This is a genomic window from Methylobacterium sp. J-072 (assembly GCF_022829425.1).
Lineage (GTDB): Bacteria > Pseudomonadota > Alphaproteobacteria > Rhizobiales > Beijerinckiaceae > Methylobacterium.
In genome coordinates, this window is the sequence record NZ_JAKSYK010000072.1 from 39,379 (window position 1) to 59,991 (window position 20,613).

The window sequence follows — 20,613 nt, forward strand, 5'->3', positions numbered from 1 at the left end:
TCTGTGCCGGGGTTGACGGCGGCGCCCGAGCGCGGCCGTTCACGGGCTGCGGAGCGCACCGGCGAATCGCGCGCGGCTCACCCCATCCGGACGACGGGACCGACACGATGGCCGACCTCAAGCGACGTGACCTCCTCGCGGCCGGCGCCGGCGGCGCGGCCCTGCTCGCCCTGGCGGGACCGGCCCCGGCGGGAGCCGCCCCGGGTGGTGTCGTCCGGGTGAAGGGCCTGGCGATCGGCGCGGGCCGGCCCAAGATCATCGTCTCGCTCGCCGGCAAGACGCCGGAGGCCGTGCTCGAACAGGCGCGTGCGCTCGCGGGGCGGCCCGAGATCGACATCGTCGAGCTGCGAATCGACCACCTCGCCGAGGCCCTCGACCCCGCCGCCGCGGCCGCCCTGGCGGCGCCGGTCGCGGCTTCCATCGGCGGCAAGCCGCTGCTGGCGACGTTTCGGACGCAGCGCGAGGGCGGCGAGACCGCGATCGAGCCGCCCCGCTATGCCGCGCTCTACCAGGCCCTGCTCGACACGAAGGCCGTGGACCTGATCGACCTCGAAGGCGCCTTGCTGGAGGCACCCGCGGTCGCCGCCGTGCAGAGGCGCGCGCAGGGTGCGGGCGTGGCGGTCCTGCTCTCGCACCACGATTTCGGCGGCACGCCGCCGACCGAGCGGATGCTGGCCCTCCTCGAGGAGCAGGCCGCCCGGGGCGCGGACATCTGCAAGCTCGCCGTGATGCCCAAGGATGCGGGCGACGTGATCCGCCTGCTCGACGCCACCCGGCAGATGCGGTCCCGCCACCCCGACCGTCCCCTGCTGACCATGGCGATGGGCGCGCTCGGCGCCGTGACGCGGGTCTCCGGGGCGGTGTTCGGCTCGGCCGCGACCTTCGGCAAGGTCGGGGCGGCCTCAGCTCCAGGCCAGATGGACGTGGCAGACCTGCGATCCGTCATCGACGCGCTCGGCCGCGCCCTGGAGCCTTGATACGGATGAACAGACGCAGCTTCCTCGCCACCGGGATCGGCCTCGGTCTGGGCCTCGCGGTCGGGCGCGCCTCGGCGGCGCCCCTGCTGCCCGGCCCCAGCTTCATCAACACCGTGCTGCTCGGCGGCTCGCCGGAGCAGAAGCTCCGCGCCGCCCGGGCCGCCGGGTTCGATCAGGTCGAGCTCTGGACCACCGACGTGGCCCGCGCCGAGGGCGGGGCGGCGGGCGTGCGCGCCCTCGTCACCGAGATCGGCCTCGGCCTCACCGACTATCAGGTGCTGCTCGATTTCGACGGCGCGCCCGGCGACAAGCGCGCCGCCAAGCGGGCCGAGGCCCTGACCATGCTCGACACCGCGGCGGCGGTCGGCGCCTCCACGCTGCTCGCCCCCGCCTCCACCGACCCCGATTGCGATCCGGCCCGCATCACCGAGGATCTGGTCTGGCTGGTGGACGAGGCGCGCCGCCGCGGCCTGCGGATCGCCTACGAGGGCCTGGCCTGGAGCACGGTCAATCCGTCGCACGCCGGCGCCTGGGCGACGATCCGCAACCTCGACCCGCGCCATGCCGGATTGGTGGTCGACAGCTACCACCTGTTCGTCCGCGGCGAGACGCCGGCGATCCTCGGCGACGTTCCGCCCGAGCGGATCTTCCTGGTGCAGTTCTCCGATATCCCCGGCCCGGTGCAGCCGTCGGACTACCGGGAGGTGGCCCGGCACGCGCGCCTGCTCCCGGGCGACGGACGCCTGCCGCTGTCCGGCCTCGTCGGAAAGCTCAGCGCGATCGGCTATCGCGGGCCGGTCGGGCTGGAGGTCTTTAACGATCGGCTCAAGGGCGAATCGCCCGAGACCGTCGCGAAGCAGGCCTTTGGGGCGTTGCAGAAACTGCTGTCCGAGGGCGCCAACGCGGCCCGATAGGAATGGAACTTCCGTCCCCTCGAAGGCCGGCTTGCCGGCGGCTGCAGGTCCACCCTTATCGTTCAAACGAGCAGGATTTCGCGGAGCAGGGTCAAAGCCCATTCGTGGTGAGTTCGGTCGCAAAGGTCGCCAGCGGCATGACCAGCGTGAGCGGCCGGCCATGAAGCGACTCAGCCCCGTAACCGGCATACCACCGCGCTGCACGCTCATCCTTGGCGTCGATGATCAGCAACACGCCGCCGGCTTCGGCCGCGACCCGTAGGCAGCGCCGAGCCGCGGCGGCGAGGAGTTGGCCGCCCAACCCTTGCCCTGCAACCGTCAGATCCGTGGCGATCCGAGCGAGCTTGAACCCCGCGACTTCATATCGGGGCAAGCCCTTCGCCATTGCCGCCGGCACTGTCTCACGCGCGACAGCCGAGGGGGCGATCGTGTAGAAGCCCAGGATGCGATGGGACGCGGATGTCTCGATCGCGCAGAAGGTTTTTGCCGCGTTCTGTACGTGGCTCTGCCGGGCGTGGCGGCGTAGGAAATCATTCATCGCCGCGTTGCCGCAGTCGAAGGATTGGCGATCGTGAGACTTCGCGATGGCCTCTTCGCGCCAAGCAGGCAGCGTCACGGAGCGTCTGGCAATGCCGCGATCGCAGCCCGCAGCTTCTCATTGGGCGGCGGCGGATCTTCGAGTAGCGCGAGGACGCGCGCGTAGTCGCGCTCGGAAAGGCGTAGAACCTCGGCCGCCTCGATAACCGCTTCGGCCTCCCGTAGGGCCGTCTGCGTCACGAAGTTCGTCAGGTCGGTGTTGCGCAAGGCTGCGGCCCGCACGAGCTTGGCTTTCACCTCCGGAGAAATCCGTAGGTTCATGCGCTTGCTGTCATCGATCGACGCCCGCGGCATCACCCTTCCCCCCAAGCCTTGTACGTCTTGAATGAGTACAATCGTCGCCGCAGCGGCGCAAGACAGGACCGCGCGACGATGTCCGAGGGCAAGGGTAGCGATCCGCTCACTCCATGCCGCACCCAGTTCTCGAAACGCAGGGATCGGATTTGGTGACAGCTCGCCAACGCAATCACCGTCGCGCACGCTGATCCCACGATTCCGGGCCATCGGCCTGAACTCCCGCACCACCGCGCCCGATTACTGACCTAAGTAAAATATACCAGCAAAACGATTGCGCACAACGGAACAACCGGGCCCGCGACCTGTTACCCGCCGCCGATCCAGTCCGGGTCGCATCAGGCGAGGCAGCTGAACCACCGTGACCGCGGGCGTCGACAGACACGAGCTGAGGCAGATCATCGCCGGCCTGACCGAGGGCGTGATCCTGGTCGAGCCGGACCAGACGATAACCTGGGCCAACGACGCGGCGCTCGCCATGCACGGCGCCGGCAGCCTGGAGGAGCTCGGCGAGACCGTCGACGCCTACCGGGACCGGTTCTCGGTCCGCTACCGCAACAACCGGCCGCTGGAGCATTACCCGATCGAGCGGGTGGTTCGGGGCGAGACGTTCCACGACGTCATCGTCGAGGTGGTGCGCACGGACCAGCCGGACGTCGCCTTCGTCCATTCCCTGCGCAGCTTGGTCGCCACCGACCATGCGGGGCAGCCGAGCTGCCTGGCGCTGATCCTCCAGAACGTCACGCCGCAATTCGAGGCCGAGGAGCGGTTCGAAAAGACCTTCAACGCCAACCCGGCGCCCGCCGTGATCACCCGCCTGTCCGACCTGCGCCACGTCAAGGTCAATGTCGGCTTCCTGGAGATGACCGGCCACACCCGCGATCAGGTGATCGGGCGCAGCGTCTACGAGGTCGACGTGCTGGCCGACGCCAAGCAGCGCGACCTGGCGGTGACGCGGCTCAATGCCGGCGCGACCATTCCCCAGATGGAGGCCCGGTTGCAGCTCCCGGATGGCGGCACCCGCTTCGTCATCGTGGCCGGCCAGCCGATCGAGATGGGCGAGGAGCCGTGCATGCTCTTCACCTTCGCGGATCTGGAGCTGCGCAAGAAGGCCGAGACCTCCCTGCGCCAGAGCGAGGCGCGCTTCGCCACGGCGTTCCGGATGACCCCGGTGCCGACGCTCCTCGCCCGGGCCGACGGCTTCGCCGTCACGGCCGTCAATGAGGCCTTCCCGCGGATCTTCGGCTACGGCCAGGACAAGACCATCGGCCGCTCCGCCGAGGAGATGGGCCTGTGGATCTCGGAGTCCGCCCGGGCGAAGTTCGAGGCGACGGTCCGGCGCACCGGCTACGTGCTCGGGCTGGAGACGTGCATGCGGCACGAGGACGGAACCGAGATCGACTGCCTCGTCTCGGCCGAGCGGGTGGTGATCGGCGACGACGATTACGTACTCGCGGTGCTCCAGGACATCACCGAGCGCAAGCGCTCCGAGCGCGAATTGTTCACCGCGATCGAGACCGTGATGGCCGACACCTCGTGGTTCAGCCGCGGCCTGATCGAGAAGCTCGCCGGCCTGCGCCATCCCGGCCGGGACAGCGCCGACGAGGGCGTCCAGAGCCTGACGGTCCGGGAGCGCCAGATCCTCGGGCTGGTCTGCGCCGGCCTCTCCGACGAGGCCATCGCCAAGCGGTTGAACCTGTCGCGCAACACCGTGCGCAACCACGCCGCCTCGCTCTATCGCAAGCTCGGCGTCCACAAGCGCACCGAGGTGATCGTCTGGGGCCGGGACAACGGCTTCACCACGCGGGAAGCCAGTACATGAGCTGAACGATACCGGTATGAATTAACTATTGATCCGAGCAAATCAGATCCCACCTGCGGTATCGTTCGAGATCAATCCGCGAGAAGTCCGAATTTCGAAATCGAGACCGTCATGCGGGCAACCCTCGGTCCGGTCTCGGGTTCACTCATCAGAGCCCAGGGCCCGGCGACGCGGCATCGCCGCGACGAGCAGCCCGGCTCGGCACGCTTCGCAGAAGTCCGACGCGAGACCCCGGATGCCGCGCCACGCGCAGTCCGGGTCGAGCGGCGCACACCCACCACCCCAAACCGCAACACCCCAACAGGAGAAACACCATGGTTGATACCGATCGCGTGACCGGAGCCGCCAAGGAATTCGTCGGCAAGGCCCAGGGCGCCGTGGGCGACCTCACCGGCTCGAAGAGCGACTCGGTCGAGGGGCGCTTCCGCGAGGCCCAGGGCTCGGCCGAGAATCTCTACGGCCAAGCCAAGGACACCGCCCGCAACGTCGCCGACGAGGCCGGCCGCTACGCCGAGGACGCCTACGAGAACGCCGGCGACTACGCCCGCCGGGGCACCCGCGCCGTGGCCCAGCAGGTCGAGGAAAGCCCGCTCGTCGCGCTGCTGATCGCCGGTGCCGTCGGCTACGGCCTCGCCCTGCTCATGCACGCCCGCCGCTGAGCGCCGGCACCCTTTCCGACACGACGACCAGGAGTCCACAGTGACCGCTTCCCCCAGCCTCTCGACCGCGCCGCTCGCCCATACGAGCGACGCGCGCACCGTCCTTCTCCACCAGGTGTCGTGGGGTGCGATCTTCGCGGGTGCCACCACGGCGCTGGTCGCCCAGGTGATCCTCAACATGCTCGGCGTCGGCATCGGCCTGTCCAGCGTCGGCATGAACGCCGCCGACAACCCGGCCGCCTCGACCCTGTCGATGAGCGCCGGCATCTGGTTCGTAGCCTCGGGCATCGTCGCCTCGCTGATCGGCGGCTTCCTGGCCGGGCGGCTCTCGGGCAAGCCGGTGGGCGGCGCGGCCGGCCTGCACGGCCTGGTCTCCTGGTCGGTGACCACCCTGGTCGTCCTCTACCTGCTGACCTCGGCGGTGGGCGGCATCGTCGGCGGTGCCTTCAACGGCGTGGCGACCACGCTGGGCGGTGCCGGCAACCTCGTCGGCGGTACGGTTCAGACGGCCGCCCAGGCCGCGGCGCCCTCGCTGTCGAAGATCACGAACCCGCTCGACGGGATCGAGAGCACCGTGCGCCAGCAGGCGTCCGGCCAGGATCCGCAGGCGGCGCGTGACGCGGCCGTGGCGGCGGTCCGCGCGGTTCTGACCGGTGACCCGGCCCAGAAGCAGCAGGCCGAGACCCGGGCCGCGGACGCCCTCGCCAAGGCGCAGGGCATCCCGGCCGACCAGGCCAAGCAGCAGATCCAGGACTACGAGAAGCAGTACGACCAGGCGGTCGCCACCGCCAAGCAGAAGGCCGAGGCTGCCGCCGTCGCCACGAAGTCGGCGGCCACGCAGGGCGCCTTCTACGCCGCCCTCGCGCTGATCCTCGGCGCGCTGGCCGCCTTCCTGGGCGGTCGCCTCGGCGCCCCGAAGGTCGAGACCCTGGTGGATTCCTACGGCACCCGCCGCGCCTGAGACCCGCGATCCCCGCGCACCTCGCGCGGGGGTCCCTCGATTGGCGACCGGATCCCGATCCGGTCGCTTCCCCCGTCCCCTCCACGGAGAACCCCGATGATCCGCAAGCTCCTCACCATCTTCGTCCTGCCGAAGCTGATCGCCTATGTCGGCCGCCGCTTCGCCGGCCGGTCCGCGGCCCCGTCGCGTCGCCCGCGCTGACACCCGTCGCGAGCCCCGGATTCCGCCGGCCGGGGCCCGCGAGTGACACGCCTTCGGCGGACAGCGAAGAGGACACGCCATGAGCAAGGGTTACCCCTCGATGACCGCGCTGCTGGGCCTGCTGGCCCTGGCCGGCTACCAGAACCGCGACAAGCTCGCCGAGCTGCTGAAGGGCCACGATCACGGGACCGCACCGTCGCCCGTCCCGTCCGTGCCGAACCCCGCCTCCGCGAGCGGCACCGATCCCCTTTCCCGCATCGGCGGATTGCTGGGCGGCGCCGGGACGGCCGGGGTCGGCGGCTTGATCGCCAGCGGCCTCAGCGAACTGGTCGACCACTTCACCAAGGGCGGCCACGGGGAGACCGCGACCTCGTGGATCAATCACGGCACCAACCGCGACATCCCCGAGACCGACCTCGAGCGCGCCATCGGGCCCGAGACCCTCGATCACCTGACGCAGCAGACCGGGCTCAGCCGGGCGGCCTTGTTGGCGCGCCTGTCCCGCGAGCTGCCCTCGGCGATCGATCGCTACTCGCCCGACGGCCGCCTGCCGACCTGACGGCGTTGACAGGGGCGTCCGCAGGCTCCACCTCCGAGGCGTAACGGCCGGGTGTGATTCTGGCCTGCGAGACGGATCATGGCGAGCGAAGCAGCGACGCGGCCCATCGTGTTCATCGACGGCGAGGCCGGCACCACCGGCCTCGGCATCCGCGAGCGCCTGGAGCGCGACGGCCGCGTGGCCCTGCGCAGCATCGCGCCCGAGCACCGGAAGGATCCGGAGGCCAAGCGCGCGCTGCTCGCCGAGGTCGACCTCGCGGTCCTGTGCCTGCCGGACGACGCCGCCAAGGAGACGGTGGCGCTCGCCGACAGCCTGCCCGAGGGCGGCCCGCGCATCCTCGACGCCAGCACCGCCCACCGGGTCGCCCCCGGCTGGACCTACGGCTTCCCGGAGATGACCCGGGAGCAGGGTGCCGCCGTGGCCCGCGCCCGGCGCGTGGCCAATCCCGGCTGCTACCCGACCGGCGGCATCGCGCTGCTGCGCCCCCTGGTCGAGGCGGGCCTGATCCCGGCGGATTTCCCGATCAGCGTCAACGCGGTCAGCGGCTATAGCGGCGGCGGCAAGGGCATGATCGAGGAGTACGAACGGGGCAGCGCGGCGCCGTTCCTGCTCTACGGCCTCGGCTTCGCCCACAAGCACGTGCCGGAATTGCAGCTCTATAGCGGGCTCGCCCGGCGGCCGATCTTCGTGCCGTCGGTGGGCAATTTCCGCCAGGGCATGCTGGTGAGCGTGCCGCTCCACCTCGACGCGCTGCCGGGCAAGCCCGCGGCCGGCGATCTGGAGGCGGCGCTGCGCGACTGGTACGCCGGTCAGCCCCTGGTGCAGGTGGTGACCGGCGCCGAGGCCGGCGCCCACCGCGAAAAGATCACGCCCGAGGATCTCAACGACACAGACCGGCTGGAGCTGCGGGTGTTCGGCTCGTCCGAGCACGGGCAGGCGGTGCTGGTGGCGCGCCTCGACAATCTCGGCAAGGGCGCCTCCGGCGCGGCGGTGCAGAATCTCGGGCTGATGCTCGGGCTCGACGCCTGATTTTTTGCCGACCTCGGGAATACCCGGGGCGGCTTGGCGGTTTTCATTCCGGGGCGCGGAGCTGCGGGGTGAGCGGCGGATGGCGGCGCGAGAGAGGAATCCGGGGGGCGGCGGCGCATGACGACGCTCGCCCGTGCGCGCTTCAGCCAATTGGTCCTGCCCCGCCTCGATGAGGGCTACCGGCTCGCGCACTGGCTCACCGGCAACGCCACCGACGCCGAGGACGTGATGCAGGAGGCGTGTCTGCGCGCCTACCGGGCGATCGAGACCTTCGCGGAGGGCAATGCGAGGGCGTGGTTCCTGACCATCGTCCGCAACACCGGCTATTCGTGGCTGCAGCGGCACCGGCCGCGCGCGGTGATCTTCGCCGAGGACCTCGCCCCGGCGACCCGGGCCGCCCTGGATGCCGGGAGCGTGCTCGCCGAGGCGCCGGAGACCCCCGAGACCGCCCTCATCGCCCGCGACGAGGCCGGGCGGCTCAGCCAGGCGATCGAGGCGCTGCCGGTCCCGTTCCGGGAGGCGCTGGTCCTGCGGGAATACCACGGCCTCGGCTACCGGGAGATCGCCGAGGTGACGGGCGTGCCGATCGGGACCGTGATGTCGCGTCTGGCGCGGGCGCGCCAGCACCTGCTCGAACGGCTCGCGAAGGACGGGCGATGACCGGCGACGACGAAACCCTCCTGCTGCTGAGCGCCTACGCCGACGGCGAGCTGTCGCCCGGCGAGGTGCTGGCCATGGAGCGCCGCCTCGCGGCCGAGCCGGACCTGCGCGCGCTGGCCGAGCGCCTCCGCGGCCTCTCGGGTGCCGTGCGGACCACGCTGGCGGAGGTGCCGACCCCCGAGACCCTGCGCGGGCGGATCGTCCAGCAGGTCGGGTTCGCCGATCCCGAGCCCCGCCGCGCCTGGTTCGGGTCCTGGCCGGCGCTCGCCGCGACGCTGGTGGCGGGACTCGCCATCGGCGCGTCGATCGGGGGCGGCCTCGTCCCGCTCGGGACCGCCGAAGCGCCCGCCCCGGCGGCCGAGGCCGTGCTCGCCGGCCATCTGCGGGGTCTCGCCGCGCCGCAGCCCTTCGATATCGCCTCCGCGGACGGGCACGTGGTCAAGCCGTGGTTCAACGGCCGCACGACCATCGCACCCGACGCCCCCGACCTGGCCGATCGGGGCTACCCCCTGGTCGGCGGCCGGGTCGACATCGTCGACGGCAAGCCGGTGCCGACCCTGGTCTACCGCCACGACCGGCACGTGATCAGCGTCACGGTGGTCCCGGCGACCGACGGCGCGCCGGCCGGCGAGGAGCGCCGCGACGGGACGTTCATCGAGCGCTGGGAGGCCGGCGATCTCACCTACTGGGCCATATCGGACCTCAATGCCCGGGACCTGCGCGGCTTCGTCGAACTGTACCGCACCCGGACCGCCCGGCCGCGCTGACGAATTCCAGTCCGCCCCGGGAATAAAGGCGAGGGGACTCGGGTTCTTCACCCCGTCATCCGCATCGATCCGACGGGGGCCGCGCGTGATTGCCATCTCCGACCGAGACACGCGCCCGGCCTGCGGGTTCGGCGCCCCGCGAGCCGCCCCCGACCCGGTCCCCGTGGAGGCCGCGCTTCACCTCCTGATCGAGCATTTCGAACAGGGCGTGGCGGTGACCGACCGGTCCGGACGCGCGCTCTTCCTGAACCACGCCGCGCAGACCCTGATCCGCAGAGGCCTGCTGCGCCTCCAGAACGGATGCCTGTGCAGCGGATCGCCCGAGCACGGCGCGGCGATCGGCCGGCTCATCGCCCGTTGCGCGGTCGGCACCGGCTGCTCCCTCCGCCTCGCGGGCGAGACCGGCACCCTCCTGATCGCCGCCTGCGCGATCCCCGGCAACGCCGTGCTCCTGCGCGTCATCGACCCCGCCTCCGCCCCGCTGCCGGACCCGAGCGTGCTGCAGGCGCAGTTCGGCTTCACCCCCGCCGAGGCGGCGCTCGCCACCGACATCATGGCCGGGCACGACCTCGCGGCGAGCGCGGCCCGGCGCCGGGTCACCCTGCACACGGCCCGCGCGCATCTGCGCCGCCTGTTCGAGAAGACCGGCACCCGCCGGCAGGCCGAGCTGATGCGCCTCCTGCTGCTGTGCCCGCTTCCGGTCGCGGCGGCCGCCGAAGCAAATTGGCAGCCGACACGATTTTCAACGCAGCATCGCTCAAATGAGTGATGCGCGTAACGCAGCATAAAACGACGCTCACATCCGTCGAATATCGACACAACATTAATATTCATGGCGGAGGAGAGCGTGATATGCTCGTCTCGATCTTGAGATCCATCCGAGTCCGGCGCGCGGCTGCGCGAACCTACCGCGTCCTCTCGGCGCTCGACGACGACGCCCTGTGTGATGTCGGCCTGGACCGGCGCACCCTACGCGGGTTCTGCGACGACGGTTGCCGCCACCCGGCAGCACCCGGCATAAGACCGAGTCGGGCGCTAGTTGTGATGCACTCCGCAATGCTCAGACCGAACCTCGGCTGACAGCTCCTTACGCGACAAGCGGTACAGCAACCCACAATATTGGGAGCTCGGCCCGATCGATCAAACGCCGAGCTTTCATTCGCAGTCGCTGCGTACCATTGAGCGATGCTAGATATTAGATTTTACCTCGAATCCGTTTGCGAACCGATCCCACAAGTCTTCGGGCATTTCTGAAGCGTTCCATTGCGCGAGTTTACCCTGATTATCGAGATAATAAAACGTCCGATCTACGACGTTGACTGCAATTCCGCGTGGACGGAGGTTTTCGGGATCGGGAGCGGATCCGGGCTCTGTTCCCCTGTAAAAGCGAACAAGCGTCATCTGTTCACCGAGGTTTCTCAACCACGAACCCATTCGATACCCTCGTCAAATCGCAAGAGAAGCCTTAAACAGTCCGCATCCAAAACATCGATACAGTGATCGACCGCCCCGGATGATTTTTACGACAAAAGAGAATTATTACAGCAACTCAGTGCGCCATGTCACATTCGATCGAATTATTCTAGCCGGCACGCCTGCGGCCATGACATTGGCTGGAAACGTCCCGCGCACCAGCGAATGCGCACCGATGAATGATCCATCGCCGATCGTCGTGCCTTTCAAAACCGTCGATCTCGCGCCGATCCACACACGATGACCGAGCATAATCGGCTGTGCAGGATTGATACGCGCGCCGGTCTCCAAGTCTATCACTGAATGCATATCACTGACGGAAAGGGTAACCTCGTCAGCAATAAGACAGTTGTGTCCAAAAGTGATTTCCGCCGGCTCGTGCGTAGATATTTGAGCGCTGCCGACAAATGAGGTAAACTCTGCGATAATTAATTTTGTCGGAGCCACAATATGCATTCTAGCTTTGGCCAATCGCACGTGATCGCCGATATGGACCACGGCACCTGACCCACAATGCAAATAAATATCGTCACTGTTAGAGTTCTTACCGATAATCACATGGCTGTTATCGCGCTCAAAAAAAATTGTTCCATTTTGAGTCTCAAGAAAGTCGTCAGACGTATCAATTTGGTTATTGTGGCCGCGGTCAACGATCTTGATTGGCATGCTCGATCAATCTCATCTTACGCAATCCAGCGTGAGCCACAACGATGATGCTGCACCGAGGGACCGAGCGCTAGACTCCATCGACAGTCACGCCAATATCGCATCGGTTCGAGAGCCTTGTCCATCCGGCGCGGATCCCCCGATTCTCGACGCCCTCACCCCTCGACCGGTGTAGCGGGCTACCGTAGAGACACCTGCCATGGGGCTAAACGCTCGGATCACCCTCTTACCTGAATGCAGGCCGGTCCCGCGACAACGATCGCGCTCGTGGTAGAAGGCCTGAACTTGCAACACCCAGGCTCCAGGGCGTGTGGTTGTCGGCAGTCAGTTAGGCGGAAAGGCACGGAACACACGTTGATGTCTATGGGACCCGTATACCGTCAAAATCTGATCGACCTGATGCAGGGCGGCTCATGGCAAGCTGTCAATCAGGACGGTTCCTTGCAAGCAGAAATAAACCCATCCCTTTCCTGGCGGAAGATCGACCTCGGCCTTCGGTTTCCAATCCAGTCTATACAAATAGACTCATCAAACCCGAGGCCAATCCAGAAGACGTTCAACGATATCGTTGCATTCTCGGATGACGGCGAGACGTGGTCGCATCCTGAGATAATCCCGCCAGTCGGTGGGGAGGATGGCGCGCTGTCGATGCAGTTTGTTCCGGGCGAGACGAGCTGGACACGCTATATCCGAATCGGAGTAGGGCTGAATATCGGAAGCGCCGTGCGTATCTGGAGTGAGCGCACCAGTTTCGATCTTATCGCCCTGCGCAAGCTTCTCGACGCAGATTTTGATATTGTGTCTGAGCGTCCAGGTCTCGATGTTTACAGAGCTTACAGATTTCTGAGCAGCCCAAATCAGAAAAGCTTAGCTCTTGTCGGTATCGATCTCTACGAGAATGGCGCCTTCGGCAATTTCATCATCCAATGCTTGCTCGCCATCGGCATCTGCCGCGCGCTTAAACTTAAATATATCAAACTCTCGATCATGGATAGAAGCGAAGTTCTTGACATAAAACACCCTGTTGATATCGGTGGCATAACTTTCATACCATCGACAGACGCGCTTCCCGATGACGGTTATTTTTTGTCTGGAATGTTTTTTGACGTCAAAGTACAAAAACTGTCACAAGATCTTGAGCAAAAAGAATCCCGGCACATCATAACGAAATATATCCATCCACTCTTTAATCGCTTACCTGCCAAATTTAGTGATAAACCGCGCGACCAATTGCTCATCCATATCCGCTCCGGCGATATTTTCAGCACTTGGGTCGCCCCCCATTACCCCCAGCCACCCCTAGCCTTTTACAAATTGGTCATTAGCCGCCTCCTCGCAGAGAAGCGTATCTCATCGATTAAGATTGTCTTCGAGAACCGTCTCAATCCGGTTATCACTGCCTTAGAGGCATATATTTCTGAAATTGGGATTCCACTAGCAACTCAGAGCGGCACCCTGGCAGACGACGTCGCGGCACTAGCGAACGGGCGTTACTTAGTGTTTGGCCTTGGAACCTTTGGGCCAGGAGTTTGTCATCTTTCGGAGTCTGTTGAGCAAGTCTTTTATTTCGCCTCCGGCTGGCCTCAACACTTTCGTGGCATTCCAACTATTGGGACCATCATCGAAGTACTCGATGTGGCGGGCGCGTACACCAAAGTCGGAGAATGGGACAACTCGCCGGAGCGTCGGCAGTTGATGCTTGACTACCCGCTCGAGAACCTCGCCTTCGACGACGCCTGAACGCCCTCGGGCGACGTGCCTTGCCGTGGTTCAGAAAGTCGGTGACAAGCTCCGCGAGCTATCCCGGAGGATCAATTTGGTCAGCGCTGTCCAGCCCTCAGAGGCCCTGCGGGTCAACGCCTTCCCGATGCACCGGGCCGAGATCCTGATGCGGCAGCGGCGGCGCCTGCGTCCGCGCCGCAAGACCCTGGTCAGCTTCGCCGCGAAGTACCATTACGTCGAGAGCCAGCGCCGCCTCGTGGCCGCCGCGGCCGCCACCGGGGATTTCGACACGATCGAGAGCTGGTCGCCCGACCGGTTGCGCGGGACCCCGTTCTACGCGGCGCACAGGGCGATCCTCGACCGGTCCCGCGGCGCCGGGAACTGGGCCTGGAAGCCCTACATCATCGCCGAGGCGCTGGCGCAGAGCCGCGACGGCGACTTCATCGTGTTCACCGATACCGGCATGCAGGCGATCGACGACGCGCCCCTGCCGCCGGTCGCCCCGCTCCTGACCTGGCTCGCCGGGTCCGGACGCCGGGTGGCCGTGGGTGTGCTGCACGGCAAGCCGCAGCGGGTCTGGACCAAGCGCGACTGCTTCGTGCTCATGGACTGCGACACCGAGCGCTACTGGAACGCCGACCAGATCCAGGCGACCTGGATCGCCTTCATGGTCAGCCCGGAGACCCGCAACCTCGTCGCCGAATGGCTGCGCTATGCCGGCGACGAACGGGTCGTCACCGACATCCCCAACCAGATGGGCTTAGCCGATTTCGACGGCTTCATCGACCACCGCTTCGACCAGAGCATCCTGTCGAACCTGATCTACAAGCTCGACCTGGAGATCCCGCCCCTGCGGGAGGCCTCGAAGAAGATCAAGACGCTGATCGGCGAATTGGAGATGGACACGCTGGTCTCGGCGCGGCCGTCCGAGAACATCGCGCTCGGCAAGACCTGGCGCGCCAGCTCCGCCTCGCCCTGGTCCGGGACGAGCGGCCTCTACGGCGAGCGGACCACCGGCGACCCGTCGTTCTTCTTCCACACGGCGCTCGAGTCGAATCCCTGGTTCGTGCTCGATCTCGGCGCGGTCGAGCGGGTCTCGGAGATCCGCATCTACAACCGCTGGGGGCAGCCCAGCGAGCGCGCCCAGATGATGCGGGTGTGGCTGGGCGAGACCGAGGCCGAGTATCGTCTCGTCTTCGACGCGGTGGATGCCGACTGGCATCCCGGCATCCCGCTGCATCTCCGGTTCGACAAGGCCCGGTTCCGCTACCTGAAGGTCGATCTCGACGAGGAGCAGGTCCTGCACCTCGACGGGATCGAGATCTTCGCGGCCGGCTGAACGGGCCTGCCTGAAGACAGCCCGCATCACGGACGACGACACGCATGACGAAGGCGACCGCATGAGCGCTCCGGCCGGCGACAGGCCGCTCTTTCCGTTCGGGCCGATCCTGTTCTTCGGCGACTCGGTGACCGCGTCCTGGACGGCGCAGAGGCCCGAGGCCTTCTCCGGGCCGCAGACCGTGGCGCGCGGGATCCCCGGACAGGCAACCCGGGACATGGCGCGCCGGCTGCGCTCTGAGATCGCCCTCTACGGGGCAAGGGGCCTCCACCTGATCTGCGGCCGCGACGACATCCTCGGCGGCCACCCGGGCGTCTCACTGGACGGCATCGTGGCCGACATCCGGGCGATGCTCAGCGACACGCGCGACCTCTACGTGCGCAGCTGGGTCGGCTCGATCCCGCCGGTCGACCCGGCCTCACCCGCCGCGTCCGGACGGCCCATCGAACTCATCGCGCAAGTGAATGCGTGGCTGCGCGATCACGTGCACGAATACGGCGCCGGCTTCATCGACCACGACCCCGTCCTGGCGAATGCGGCGGGCGGGCTCAAGCCCGAATTCAGCGACGACGGCGTGAGCCTCAACACCGCCGGCAACGAAGCGCTCCAGGCCGCGATGCTGGCGGCGCTCACCGCCCCCGGCGTCGACCAGATCTGGCCGCCGCCGGAGAGCGAGGACGCCGCGCGGCGGCGCAAGTTCCTGCACCATTTCGGCTATCTCGACTCGAACACCCGCCACCCGAGCCCCTACATCCAGTTCTCCGGCAAGCCGGGCGCGAGCCATTACGGCGTCCCGTTCGACGCCCAGGGCTTCCTCAACGCCACCGCCATCACGGAGCACAAGCCCCCCGGCGAGACCCGGATCTTCGTGGTCGGCGACTCGACCACCATCGACGGCGGTACCCTCGCCAGCACCCTGCCCGGCCGCCTCGAACGGCTGCTCCAGGCGCAGGGTCGCACGCGCGCAAAAGTCTACAATTTCGGCGTGATGTCGAGCTGCCTCACGCAGATGACCCACCTGATCTGGTCGAGGCTGGTCGGCTACCAGCCCGACGCGATCGTGGTGATGAGCGGCAGCACCGACCTGTTCCAGCCCTGGACCTACGATCCGCGGCCCGGCTACCCGTACAACGCCTTCATCACCGAGCGGCTCTACGACCATTTCTTCGACACGCACGATCCCCGGGCGCGGGAGGACGGCCTGTCCTACGATGCGCTGGTCACGCTGATCTACGAGGAGCTGAAGCGGCTGCGCGCGGAGGTGGGCTGGCAGACGCCCGGCTGGGAGGACGCGATCGTCCACCACTACCGGCTCGCCGCGCACCGCCTCACCAAGCTGTCCCACGACCACGCCGTGCCGATCGTGAGCGTCCTGCAGCCGACCGTGCTGCGCAAGCGCCACCTCACCGAAGTGGAGCGGAGCGTCGCCTCGGGGGCGTTCCTGGCCTATCTCGATCGTCAATACGGCAAGCTGGAAGCGTTCACCGCCGAACTCGCGGCGCGGCGGCCCTACCGCAGCACCTTCACGGCCCTCGACCTCAGCGGGCTCTTTCGCGACCGGGAGGAGGGGACCTTCTACGACATCGTCCATTACGACGACCCGGCCCGCGAGATCGTCGCCGCGCGGCTGGCCGACGAGGTCACCCGCGTGCTCGACCGGCCGCGCACGCCGTTCGAGCGGGTCCGGCGCTGGCTCGGCGGGGGACGGTAGCCCGCCGTCTTACCCCTGTCGGTCAGCTCGCTTCACGCGATGGGTAAAAATGACCGACAGCCACGGCACCACCTCGTGCTCGACCTCGATCGAGAGCAGCACTTCGAGGTGGAGCGCGTAAGGAAGGGTGAGGCGGAAACCGCAGCGGGCCTCCTCCATGGTGGTCGGCATGTCGCCCAGCACCGCCGCGATCACATCGGGCCGGTGGACGTCCACGGGGATCCGCTGAACCGCGCCGTCGACCTCGGCGATGAGCGTCGCCTTGGCTCGGCTCGCCGAAACCACCCAGCCGGAGAGCAGCACCTGCCCGTCCTGGATCTCGGCCCAGACGCGGTCCTGCGGCGTTTCGAGGTTCGCCCGGGCGAAGGAATCCGGCAATTCGCCGTCGAGCTCGGCGATCGTGCAGCCGACCTCGTATTTCTCGAAGCCACGCCCCTCCCCGAAGATCTTAGCGAACTGCTTCTGGTACTGCGCCACCCGGGCGTTCTTGATGTCCTCGGGCAGGCCCGACCACTGGCCCTTACCCTGGATCGTGTAGACTGACAGGAGTTCGCGAAGGAAGGCTATGCGACCCTTGTCGGCGACATAAAGGTTCATCAACCAGTCGGCGGCCGATGTTGTCTCGTAGAATGCCTCCGGTATACGGCGAAGAGCTTCGGCGCGGTAGAAACATGCAGAAAAGTTTGCGCTTAGCGGCGCGTTGGCTAACACTGGAAAGCTAATCGTACCGGTCGGATACCGGCCCTGTTCGTCGTGCGGGACGAAAGAGCCGGTCGCGGGGTAGTGTAGCAGGACCCAGTTAAAGCACATGTCGAGAGCGCGGTCAGTGCGCAGCATGCGCATTTGCATTGCGATCTTCCGATCGGAGAGCCAGTAATCGTCCGCCTCGCAGAAGGCAATGAAGCGACCCGTACAGGCGTCGATGCAATCTTGCATGTTGCGTAACATACCAAGATTGCGCTCCCGGGGACGCACGGTGATCCGCTCCGGATCACGCGCCCGGTAAGCCTCAACTATTTCGGCCGATCCGTCGGTGGACTTATCATCTCCAATGATCACCTGAAGACGGAATAGACCGCGTTGCGCAAGCACTGTGTCTAGACAGCGGCGGATGTACCCAGCGTGATTATAGGCAGTCACGATCACACTGACAGTCAACTGCTCTTCTAGCCAAGAGCGCAAAATCGACGGATCGCCGGTGAGGTCTTCCGGTGCATCGAGACCCATGTCGCTCAGAGCCGAGCGGGCAATGTCGGAATGCGTGTCGATCAGGTGCCCGAGGCTCGGGACGTCCTCCTCGTCAAGATAGGCCTCGGCCAAGCGCCGGAAGATTGTCTTCTGCGAAGCCTCGTAGCCCACCGAGTAACGGCCGCCAAAATGGCCTCGCAGTTGACGAAAGAACTCGATTTCGGCGTGACCGAGCTTTTTGTGTCGGGCGAGCTCGGTCTCATAGGTCGCCCACATCCCGGCCATGTGCTTGCGGTAGACTGCCATCACTTGAGGTAGGAAGCCGATGCGACCGACCTCGGCGTGCATCAGATGAACGTACCAATCCACCGGGGCGATGCTGTCATCCAGCTGGAATGCTTCCTCGCTGTGATAGCGCCAACGATAAATTACGCTATTGGTCTGAATAAAATTATGAGCGACGAGATCAGAGAGCGAGGGCTGCGAACTCGAATGCTTCGGATAGAGCTCTTCGACACCGGGCATCTCCTCATAAACGACACGTACCGGATGGAAGCAGACGGTGAATTCTGGTCGCTCCCGCAGGAAGTCGACCTGGCGTTGGAGCTTGCTGGTATCAGTCCAATAATCGTCACCCTCACAGATTGCCACGTACTCACCACGGCAGCGTTCCGCGAGGTCGGCGAAATTTTTATTCACTCCGAGATTTTCGGTACGCAGCACCGCGACGAGGTTGGGGTGTTGCGCGGCGTACTCCGCGATGATGTCTGCGGTCCCATCGCTCGAGCAGTCGTCGCCAACGACGAGCTCGAAAGGGAAATTCGTGATTTGACTGAGGATACTGTCGAGAGTCTCACGGATGAACATAGCCTGATTGTACGTGATGCACAGGACAGAGGCGACCGGTCTGGTCGGCTCCAGACCGTCCTCAATGCCCGGTCGAGACCGGATCCAGGCCGCGAAGGGATTGAGGAACGTGCCATCGAAGCTCTCGTCCGGACCGGCGAAGAAGTCGGGACGTGGGCGCCGTCCGAGCCTGGCACCGTACTTCACGTAGTGCTCGAGGGGTGACAGGTCGGTTAAACCGACATCGGGGTAGCGCATCGCGTACCAGATGTGGTCGAACAGACCGCTGCGATAGATCGTCGAGAAATCTTGCTGCCATGGCTCAAATGCGGGTGTGGACTTGACCAAACCCACCGCGGCCGCCCCTGAACCATCCTGCATCGGTCTGACCTCTCGAGCGTGCGGCAACTAACAGCTCCCCTAGGCCACGAGGAAGGGTGGGTCAACGCAACTTATATGATCTAACCCACCCGGTCAGCGCCACGAATACAGATTTTTTCTATCTTAATTCGCTTCTTAACGCTGTCACGCTAAATGATTACCTGACAACCCGATCTCAGAGCGTACTTGGGAGACGCCCTTCCTCGGAGCCGTGGTTGTAATAGTGCTGAGTCGGGTCGGCGCCGGCACCCGCAACATCGCTGTTGCATGCGAGGTAGAATTGGCGGTCGAACAACCCAGAAGTTTCGAGCCATCCTAGCATTGTGTGCTCGGATACGACCGGTGAGCGGTCAGGGACAGCGGATGCGGCCTCTCGATAGAGCTGCGCAAATCGGGCTATCCGGGCGGCGATATCCTTGGCAGCGGGGCGGCGCACCGAGGAGGCGACAACGCTCGACTGCTCACCGGGACGCAGGCGATGGAGGTCTGCCTCGGCTAGGCGGACCAACCGGGCTAACTCGCCCTGCGCTTCCTTGAGCCTCGCCTGCGTCTCGACGAGTTCGGCGCGCAGCGCCTCAATGTCCTCGGTCAAGGTCGGCTCCGTGTCACTCACGACATCCTACGATTGTCAGTTACGCAGCAGGATCAACCAAATACTAGCGACAGAGCGTATCTGCCGAGTGAGGCGGGGTGATACGATCGGCTCCCGGACCGGTCAACCCTGAGCGCTTCGGCACGCGATCACCGCGGCATCAGCAGGGACACCAATCTGCGCAACGCCAGCGCATCCTGTTCCGCCGGGGCTTGCGTGAGGTAGCCGCCCGTGTCCGCCAGATCCGGGGCCGCCGACAGCCAGTATGGAGGCGTCTCCGGTGCGAGAAAGAGCTGGCGGGCAACCGTTTCAATCGGCTGGCCGGTGAACCAGGGGGCGTAGGTCTCGGTGAAGAACCGGAAATAGACCGGCCAGTTCTCCGGCGTGGGCGCCAGCCTGTTGACCGTGTCCCCCCCGGAAATCAGCGTGAGGTTGGTCTTCAGGGCCGCTGATCCCTCACCGTGCATCAGGTTGGCGGTCGATTTGAGGGTGTTGGTTGGATGGGTCCGGTAGTGGAGATGCACCGTCGGAATGAAGACCGGCTCGACATGGATCATGCAGCGGATGAGGAAGTCCCAGTCGTGGCACATGCGGTAGGCCGCGAACGGTCCGACCGTCTCGTAGAGCCCGCGCGAGAAGACGAGGTTGCCGCTCGTCACCGCAATGTTGTGCTGGAGCAGCGCGAAGCCGACGGTCGGGCAGGCGCCAGCCTGTGCCAGCACATCCCGGTACCAGGCGCGGACGGGATCATCATCGCTGAGCCGGGCCCCGTCGCCGTCCAGGAAATCGACCCCCGTGAAGGCGACGAAATCCCGCGTGCCGAGCAGCGCATCGAGGATGACCCGGAACTGGTCCGGCGCGTAAGCATCGTCGGAGTTCAGGATGCTGAGCATGTCCCCGCTCGCCCGCGACAGGCCGAGCGCGATCGTCGCATGCGCGCCGCCATTGCGGTCGAGCATTTCGCATCGGATCCGGACCGGTCCGGCGTAGCCGTCGATGGTTCAGCCGATGATCGACCGCGAGTCGTCGGTTGAGGCATCGTCGACGATGATCAGCTCGTCGACGGGACGGTCCTGGTCCAGCACCGAGCGGATCGCCTGCGCGATGTAGGGCGCGTGGTTGTAGGACGGGATCACAACGGAAATCCGCCGTCCGGGAGACGACCGAGTCGTGCGCCGCAGGAATTGGGCGCGCGCGGACTTGGAGACGAACAGCAACATCGCTGCTCAGAACCTATCCACGTTGGCTTTGCGGC

General features: G+C 66.1%; 19 protein-coding genes and 1 pseudogene. 14 read left to right on the forward strand and 6 right to left on the reverse strand.

Going from position 1 to position 20,613, the window contains the following annotated elements; all coding sequences use genetic code 11:
* The first annotated feature begins 107 nt into the window (after positions 1-107).
* Positions 108-977 carry a type I 3-dehydroquinate dehydratase gene (gene aroD / locus MKK67_RS06900; RefSeq protein WP_243963006.1) on the forward strand — a complete coding sequence of 290 codons (870 nt, stop codon included), beginning with the start codon at positions 108-110 and terminating at the stop codon, positions 975-977.
* 5 nt (positions 978-982) lie between these two features.
* Positions 983-1,891, forward strand: a complete 909-nt coding sequence (locus MKK67_RS06905; RefSeq protein WP_243963008.1) for a sugar phosphate isomerase/epimerase family protein — start codon at positions 983-985, stop codon at positions 1,889-1,891.
* Positions 1,892-1,982: 91 nt separating this feature from the next.
* Here the strand turns inward: MKK67_RS06905 and MKK67_RS06910 are convergent, their stop codons facing one another.
* Together MKK67_RS06910 and MKK67_RS06915 are read right to left on the reverse strand one after the other, a co-directional pair.
* Complete coding sequence (locus MKK67_RS06910; protein ID WP_243963009.1) at positions 1,983-2,507, reverse strand: GNAT family N-acetyltransferase; 525 nt, start codon at positions 2,505-2,507, stop codon at positions 1,983-1,985.
* A complete protein-coding gene (locus MKK67_RS06915; protein WP_243963039.1) occupies positions 2,504-2,782 on the reverse strand; it encodes a DUF1778 domain-containing protein in 279 nt (92 codons plus the stop codon). Before MKK67_RS06915 ends, MKK67_RS06910 begins: the two co-directional genes overlap by 4 nt.
* A 361-nt stretch (positions 2,783-3,143) precedes the next feature.
* Between MKK67_RS06915 and MKK67_RS06920 the strand changes: the two genes are divergently transcribed.
* The 9 genes from MKK67_RS06920 to MKK67_RS32860 all read left to right on the forward strand — a co-directional run bounded on the left by MKK67_RS06920 (position 3,144) and on the right by MKK67_RS32860 (position 10,520).
* Positions 3,144-4,604, forward strand: coding sequence for a helix-turn-helix transcriptional regulator (locus MKK67_RS06920; RefSeq protein ID WP_243963010.1), 1,461 nt, complete (start codon positions 3,144-3,146; stop codon positions 4,602-4,604).
* Between the two features lie 314 nt (positions 4,605-4,918).
* Entirely contained in the window at positions 4,919-5,263 is a 345-nt protein-coding gene (locus MKK67_RS06925; protein WP_243963013.1) for a CsbD family protein, read from the forward strand.
* 40 nt (positions 5,264-5,303) lie between these two features.
* The gene (locus tag MKK67_RS06930) at positions 5,304-6,224 is read left to right on the forward strand and encodes a PhnA-like protein (RefSeq protein ID WP_243963015.1); all 921 of its coding nucleotides are present in this window, start codon (positions 5,304-5,306) and stop codon (positions 6,222-6,224) included.
* Positions 6,225-6,504: 280 nt separating this feature from the next.
* The gene (locus tag MKK67_RS06935) at positions 6,505-6,984 is read left to right on the forward strand and encodes a YidB family protein (protein WP_243963017.1); all 480 of its coding nucleotides are present in this window, start codon (positions 6,505-6,507) and stop codon (positions 6,982-6,984) included.
* A gap of 78 nt (positions 6,985-7,062) precedes the next feature.
* The gene (gene argC, locus MKK67_RS06940) at positions 7,063-8,013 is read left to right on the forward strand and encodes an N-acetyl-gamma-glutamyl-phosphate reductase (protein WP_243963018.1); all 951 of its coding nucleotides are present in this window, start codon (positions 7,063-7,065) and stop codon (positions 8,011-8,013) included.
* Positions 8,014-8,130: 117 nt separating this feature from the next.
* Positions 8,131-8,673 (forward strand): sigma-70 family RNA polymerase sigma factor, encoded by a 543-nt coding sequence (locus MKK67_RS06945; RefSeq protein ID WP_243963019.1) that lies wholly within the window; start codon positions 8,131-8,133, stop codon positions 8,671-8,673.
* A complete protein-coding gene (locus MKK67_RS06950) occupies positions 8,670-9,440 on the forward strand; it encodes an anti-sigma factor family protein (RefSeq protein ID WP_243963020.1) in 771 nt (256 codons plus the stop codon). Before MKK67_RS06945 ends, MKK67_RS06950 begins: the two co-directional genes overlap by 4 nt.
* 85 nt (positions 9,441-9,525) lie before the next feature.
* Positions 9,526-10,209: a helix-turn-helix transcriptional regulator gene (locus tag MKK67_RS06955; protein ID WP_243963021.1), complete on the forward strand. Its 684-nt coding sequence runs from the start codon at positions 9,526-9,528 to the stop codon at positions 10,207-10,209.
* Between the two features lie 83 nt (positions 10,210-10,292).
* The gene (locus MKK67_RS32860) at positions 10,293-10,520 is read left to right on the forward strand and encodes a DUF1127 domain-containing protein (RefSeq protein WP_409568374.1); all 228 of its coding nucleotides are present in this window, start codon (positions 10,293-10,295) and stop codon (positions 10,518-10,520) included.
* 459 nt (positions 10,521-10,979) lie between these two features.
* On the opposite strand, the gene MKK67_RS06960 is transcribed toward MKK67_RS32860, so the two are convergent.
* Positions 10,980-11,579 (reverse strand): acyltransferase, encoded by a 600-nt coding sequence (locus MKK67_RS06960; RefSeq protein ID WP_243963022.1) that lies wholly within the window; start codon positions 11,577-11,579, stop codon positions 10,980-10,982.
* A gap of 357 nt (positions 11,580-11,936) precedes the next feature.
* Between MKK67_RS06960 and MKK67_RS06965 the strand changes: the two genes are divergently transcribed.
* The 3 genes from MKK67_RS06965 to MKK67_RS06975 all read left to right on the forward strand — a co-directional run bounded on the left by MKK67_RS06965 (position 11,937) and on the right by MKK67_RS06975 (position 16,351).
* Positions 11,937-13,319: a coagulation factor 5 8 type domain-containing protein gene (locus tag MKK67_RS06965; RefSeq protein WP_243963023.1), complete on the forward strand. Its 1,383-nt coding sequence runs from the start codon at positions 11,937-11,939 to the stop codon at positions 13,317-13,319.
* A gap of 76 nt (positions 13,320-13,395) precedes the next feature.
* Positions 13,396-14,640, forward strand: coding sequence for a discoidin domain-containing protein (locus MKK67_RS06970; RefSeq protein ID WP_243963025.1), 1,245 nt, complete (start codon positions 13,396-13,398; stop codon positions 14,638-14,640).
* Between the two features lie 61 nt (positions 14,641-14,701).
* Positions 14,702-16,351, forward strand: a complete 1,650-nt coding sequence (locus tag MKK67_RS06975) for an SGNH/GDSL hydrolase family protein (RefSeq protein ID WP_243963027.1) — start codon at positions 14,702-14,704, stop codon at positions 16,349-16,351.
* A 9-nt stretch (positions 16,352-16,360) separates the two neighbouring features.
* Here MKK67_RS06975 and MKK67_RS06980 read toward each other — a convergent pair whose 3' ends face one another.
* From MKK67_RS06980 to MKK67_RS06990, 3 genes and pseudogenes are all read right to left on the reverse strand, one after another.
* The gene (locus MKK67_RS06980; RefSeq protein WP_243963029.1) at positions 16,361-18,766 is read right to left on the reverse strand and encodes a glycosyltransferase; all 2,406 of its coding nucleotides are present in this window, start codon (positions 18,764-18,766) and stop codon (positions 16,361-16,363) included.
* Between the two features lie 175 nt (positions 18,767-18,941).
* Positions 18,942-19,358 (reverse strand): hypothetical protein, encoded by a 417-nt coding sequence (locus tag MKK67_RS06985; RefSeq protein WP_243963031.1) that lies wholly within the window; start codon positions 19,356-19,358, stop codon positions 18,942-18,944.
* A 149-nt stretch (positions 19,359-19,507) separates the two neighbouring features.
* Positions 19,508-20,578 (reverse strand): annotated as a pseudogene (locus MKK67_RS06990) (glycosyltransferase family 2 protein).
* Between the last annotated feature and the right edge of the window lie 35 nt (positions 20,579-20,613).

Excerpts from the sequence above, each read along its gene's own strand:
- aroD (WP_243963006.1), top strand. The coding sequence starts at position 108 with ATGGCCGACCTCAAGCGACGTGACCTCCTCGCGGCCGGCGCCGGCGGC.
- MKK67_RS06905 (WP_243963008.1), top strand. The coding sequence starts at position 983 with ATGAACAGACGCAGCTTCCTCGCCACCGGGATCGGCCTCGGTCTGGGC.
- MKK67_RS06915 (WP_243963039.1), bottom strand. The coding sequence starts at position 2,782 with ATGCCGCGGGCGTCGATCGATGACAGCAAGCGCATGAACCTACGGATT.
- MKK67_RS06925 (WP_243963013.1), top strand. The coding sequence starts at position 4,919 with ATGGTTGATACCGATCGCGTGACCGGAGCCGCCAAGGAATTCGTCGGC.
- MKK67_RS06935 (WP_243963017.1), top strand. The coding sequence starts at position 6,505 with ATGAGCAAGGGTTACCCCTCGATGACCGCGCTGCTGGGCCTGCTGGCC.
- argC (WP_243963018.1), top strand. The coding sequence starts at position 7,063 with ATGGCGAGCGAAGCAGCGACGCGGCCCATCGTGTTCATCGACGGCGAG.
- MKK67_RS06945 (WP_243963019.1), top strand. The coding sequence starts at position 8,131 with ATGACGACGCTCGCCCGTGCGCGCTTCAGCCAATTGGTCCTGCCCCGC.
- MKK67_RS06950 (WP_243963020.1), top strand. The coding sequence starts at position 8,670 with ATGACCGGCGACGACGAAACCCTCCTGCTGCTGAGCGCCTACGCCGAC.
- MKK67_RS32860 (WP_409568374.1), top strand. The coding sequence starts at position 10,293 with ATGCTCGTCTCGATCTTGAGATCCATCCGAGTCCGGCGCGCGGCTGCG.
- MKK67_RS06960 (WP_243963022.1), bottom strand. The coding sequence starts at position 11,579 with ATGCCAATCAAGATCGTTGACCGCGGCCACAATAACCAAATTGATACG.
- MKK67_RS06965 (WP_243963023.1), top strand. The coding sequence starts at position 11,937 with ATGTCTATGGGACCCGTATACCGTCAAAATCTGATCGACCTGATGCAG.
- MKK67_RS06975 (WP_243963027.1), top strand. The coding sequence starts at position 14,702 with ATGAGCGCTCCGGCCGGCGACAGGCCGCTCTTTCCGTTCGGGCCGATC.
- MKK67_RS06980 (WP_243963029.1), bottom strand. The coding sequence starts at position 18,766 with ATGCAGGATGGTTCAGGGGCGGCCGCGGTGGGTTTGGTCAAGTCCACA.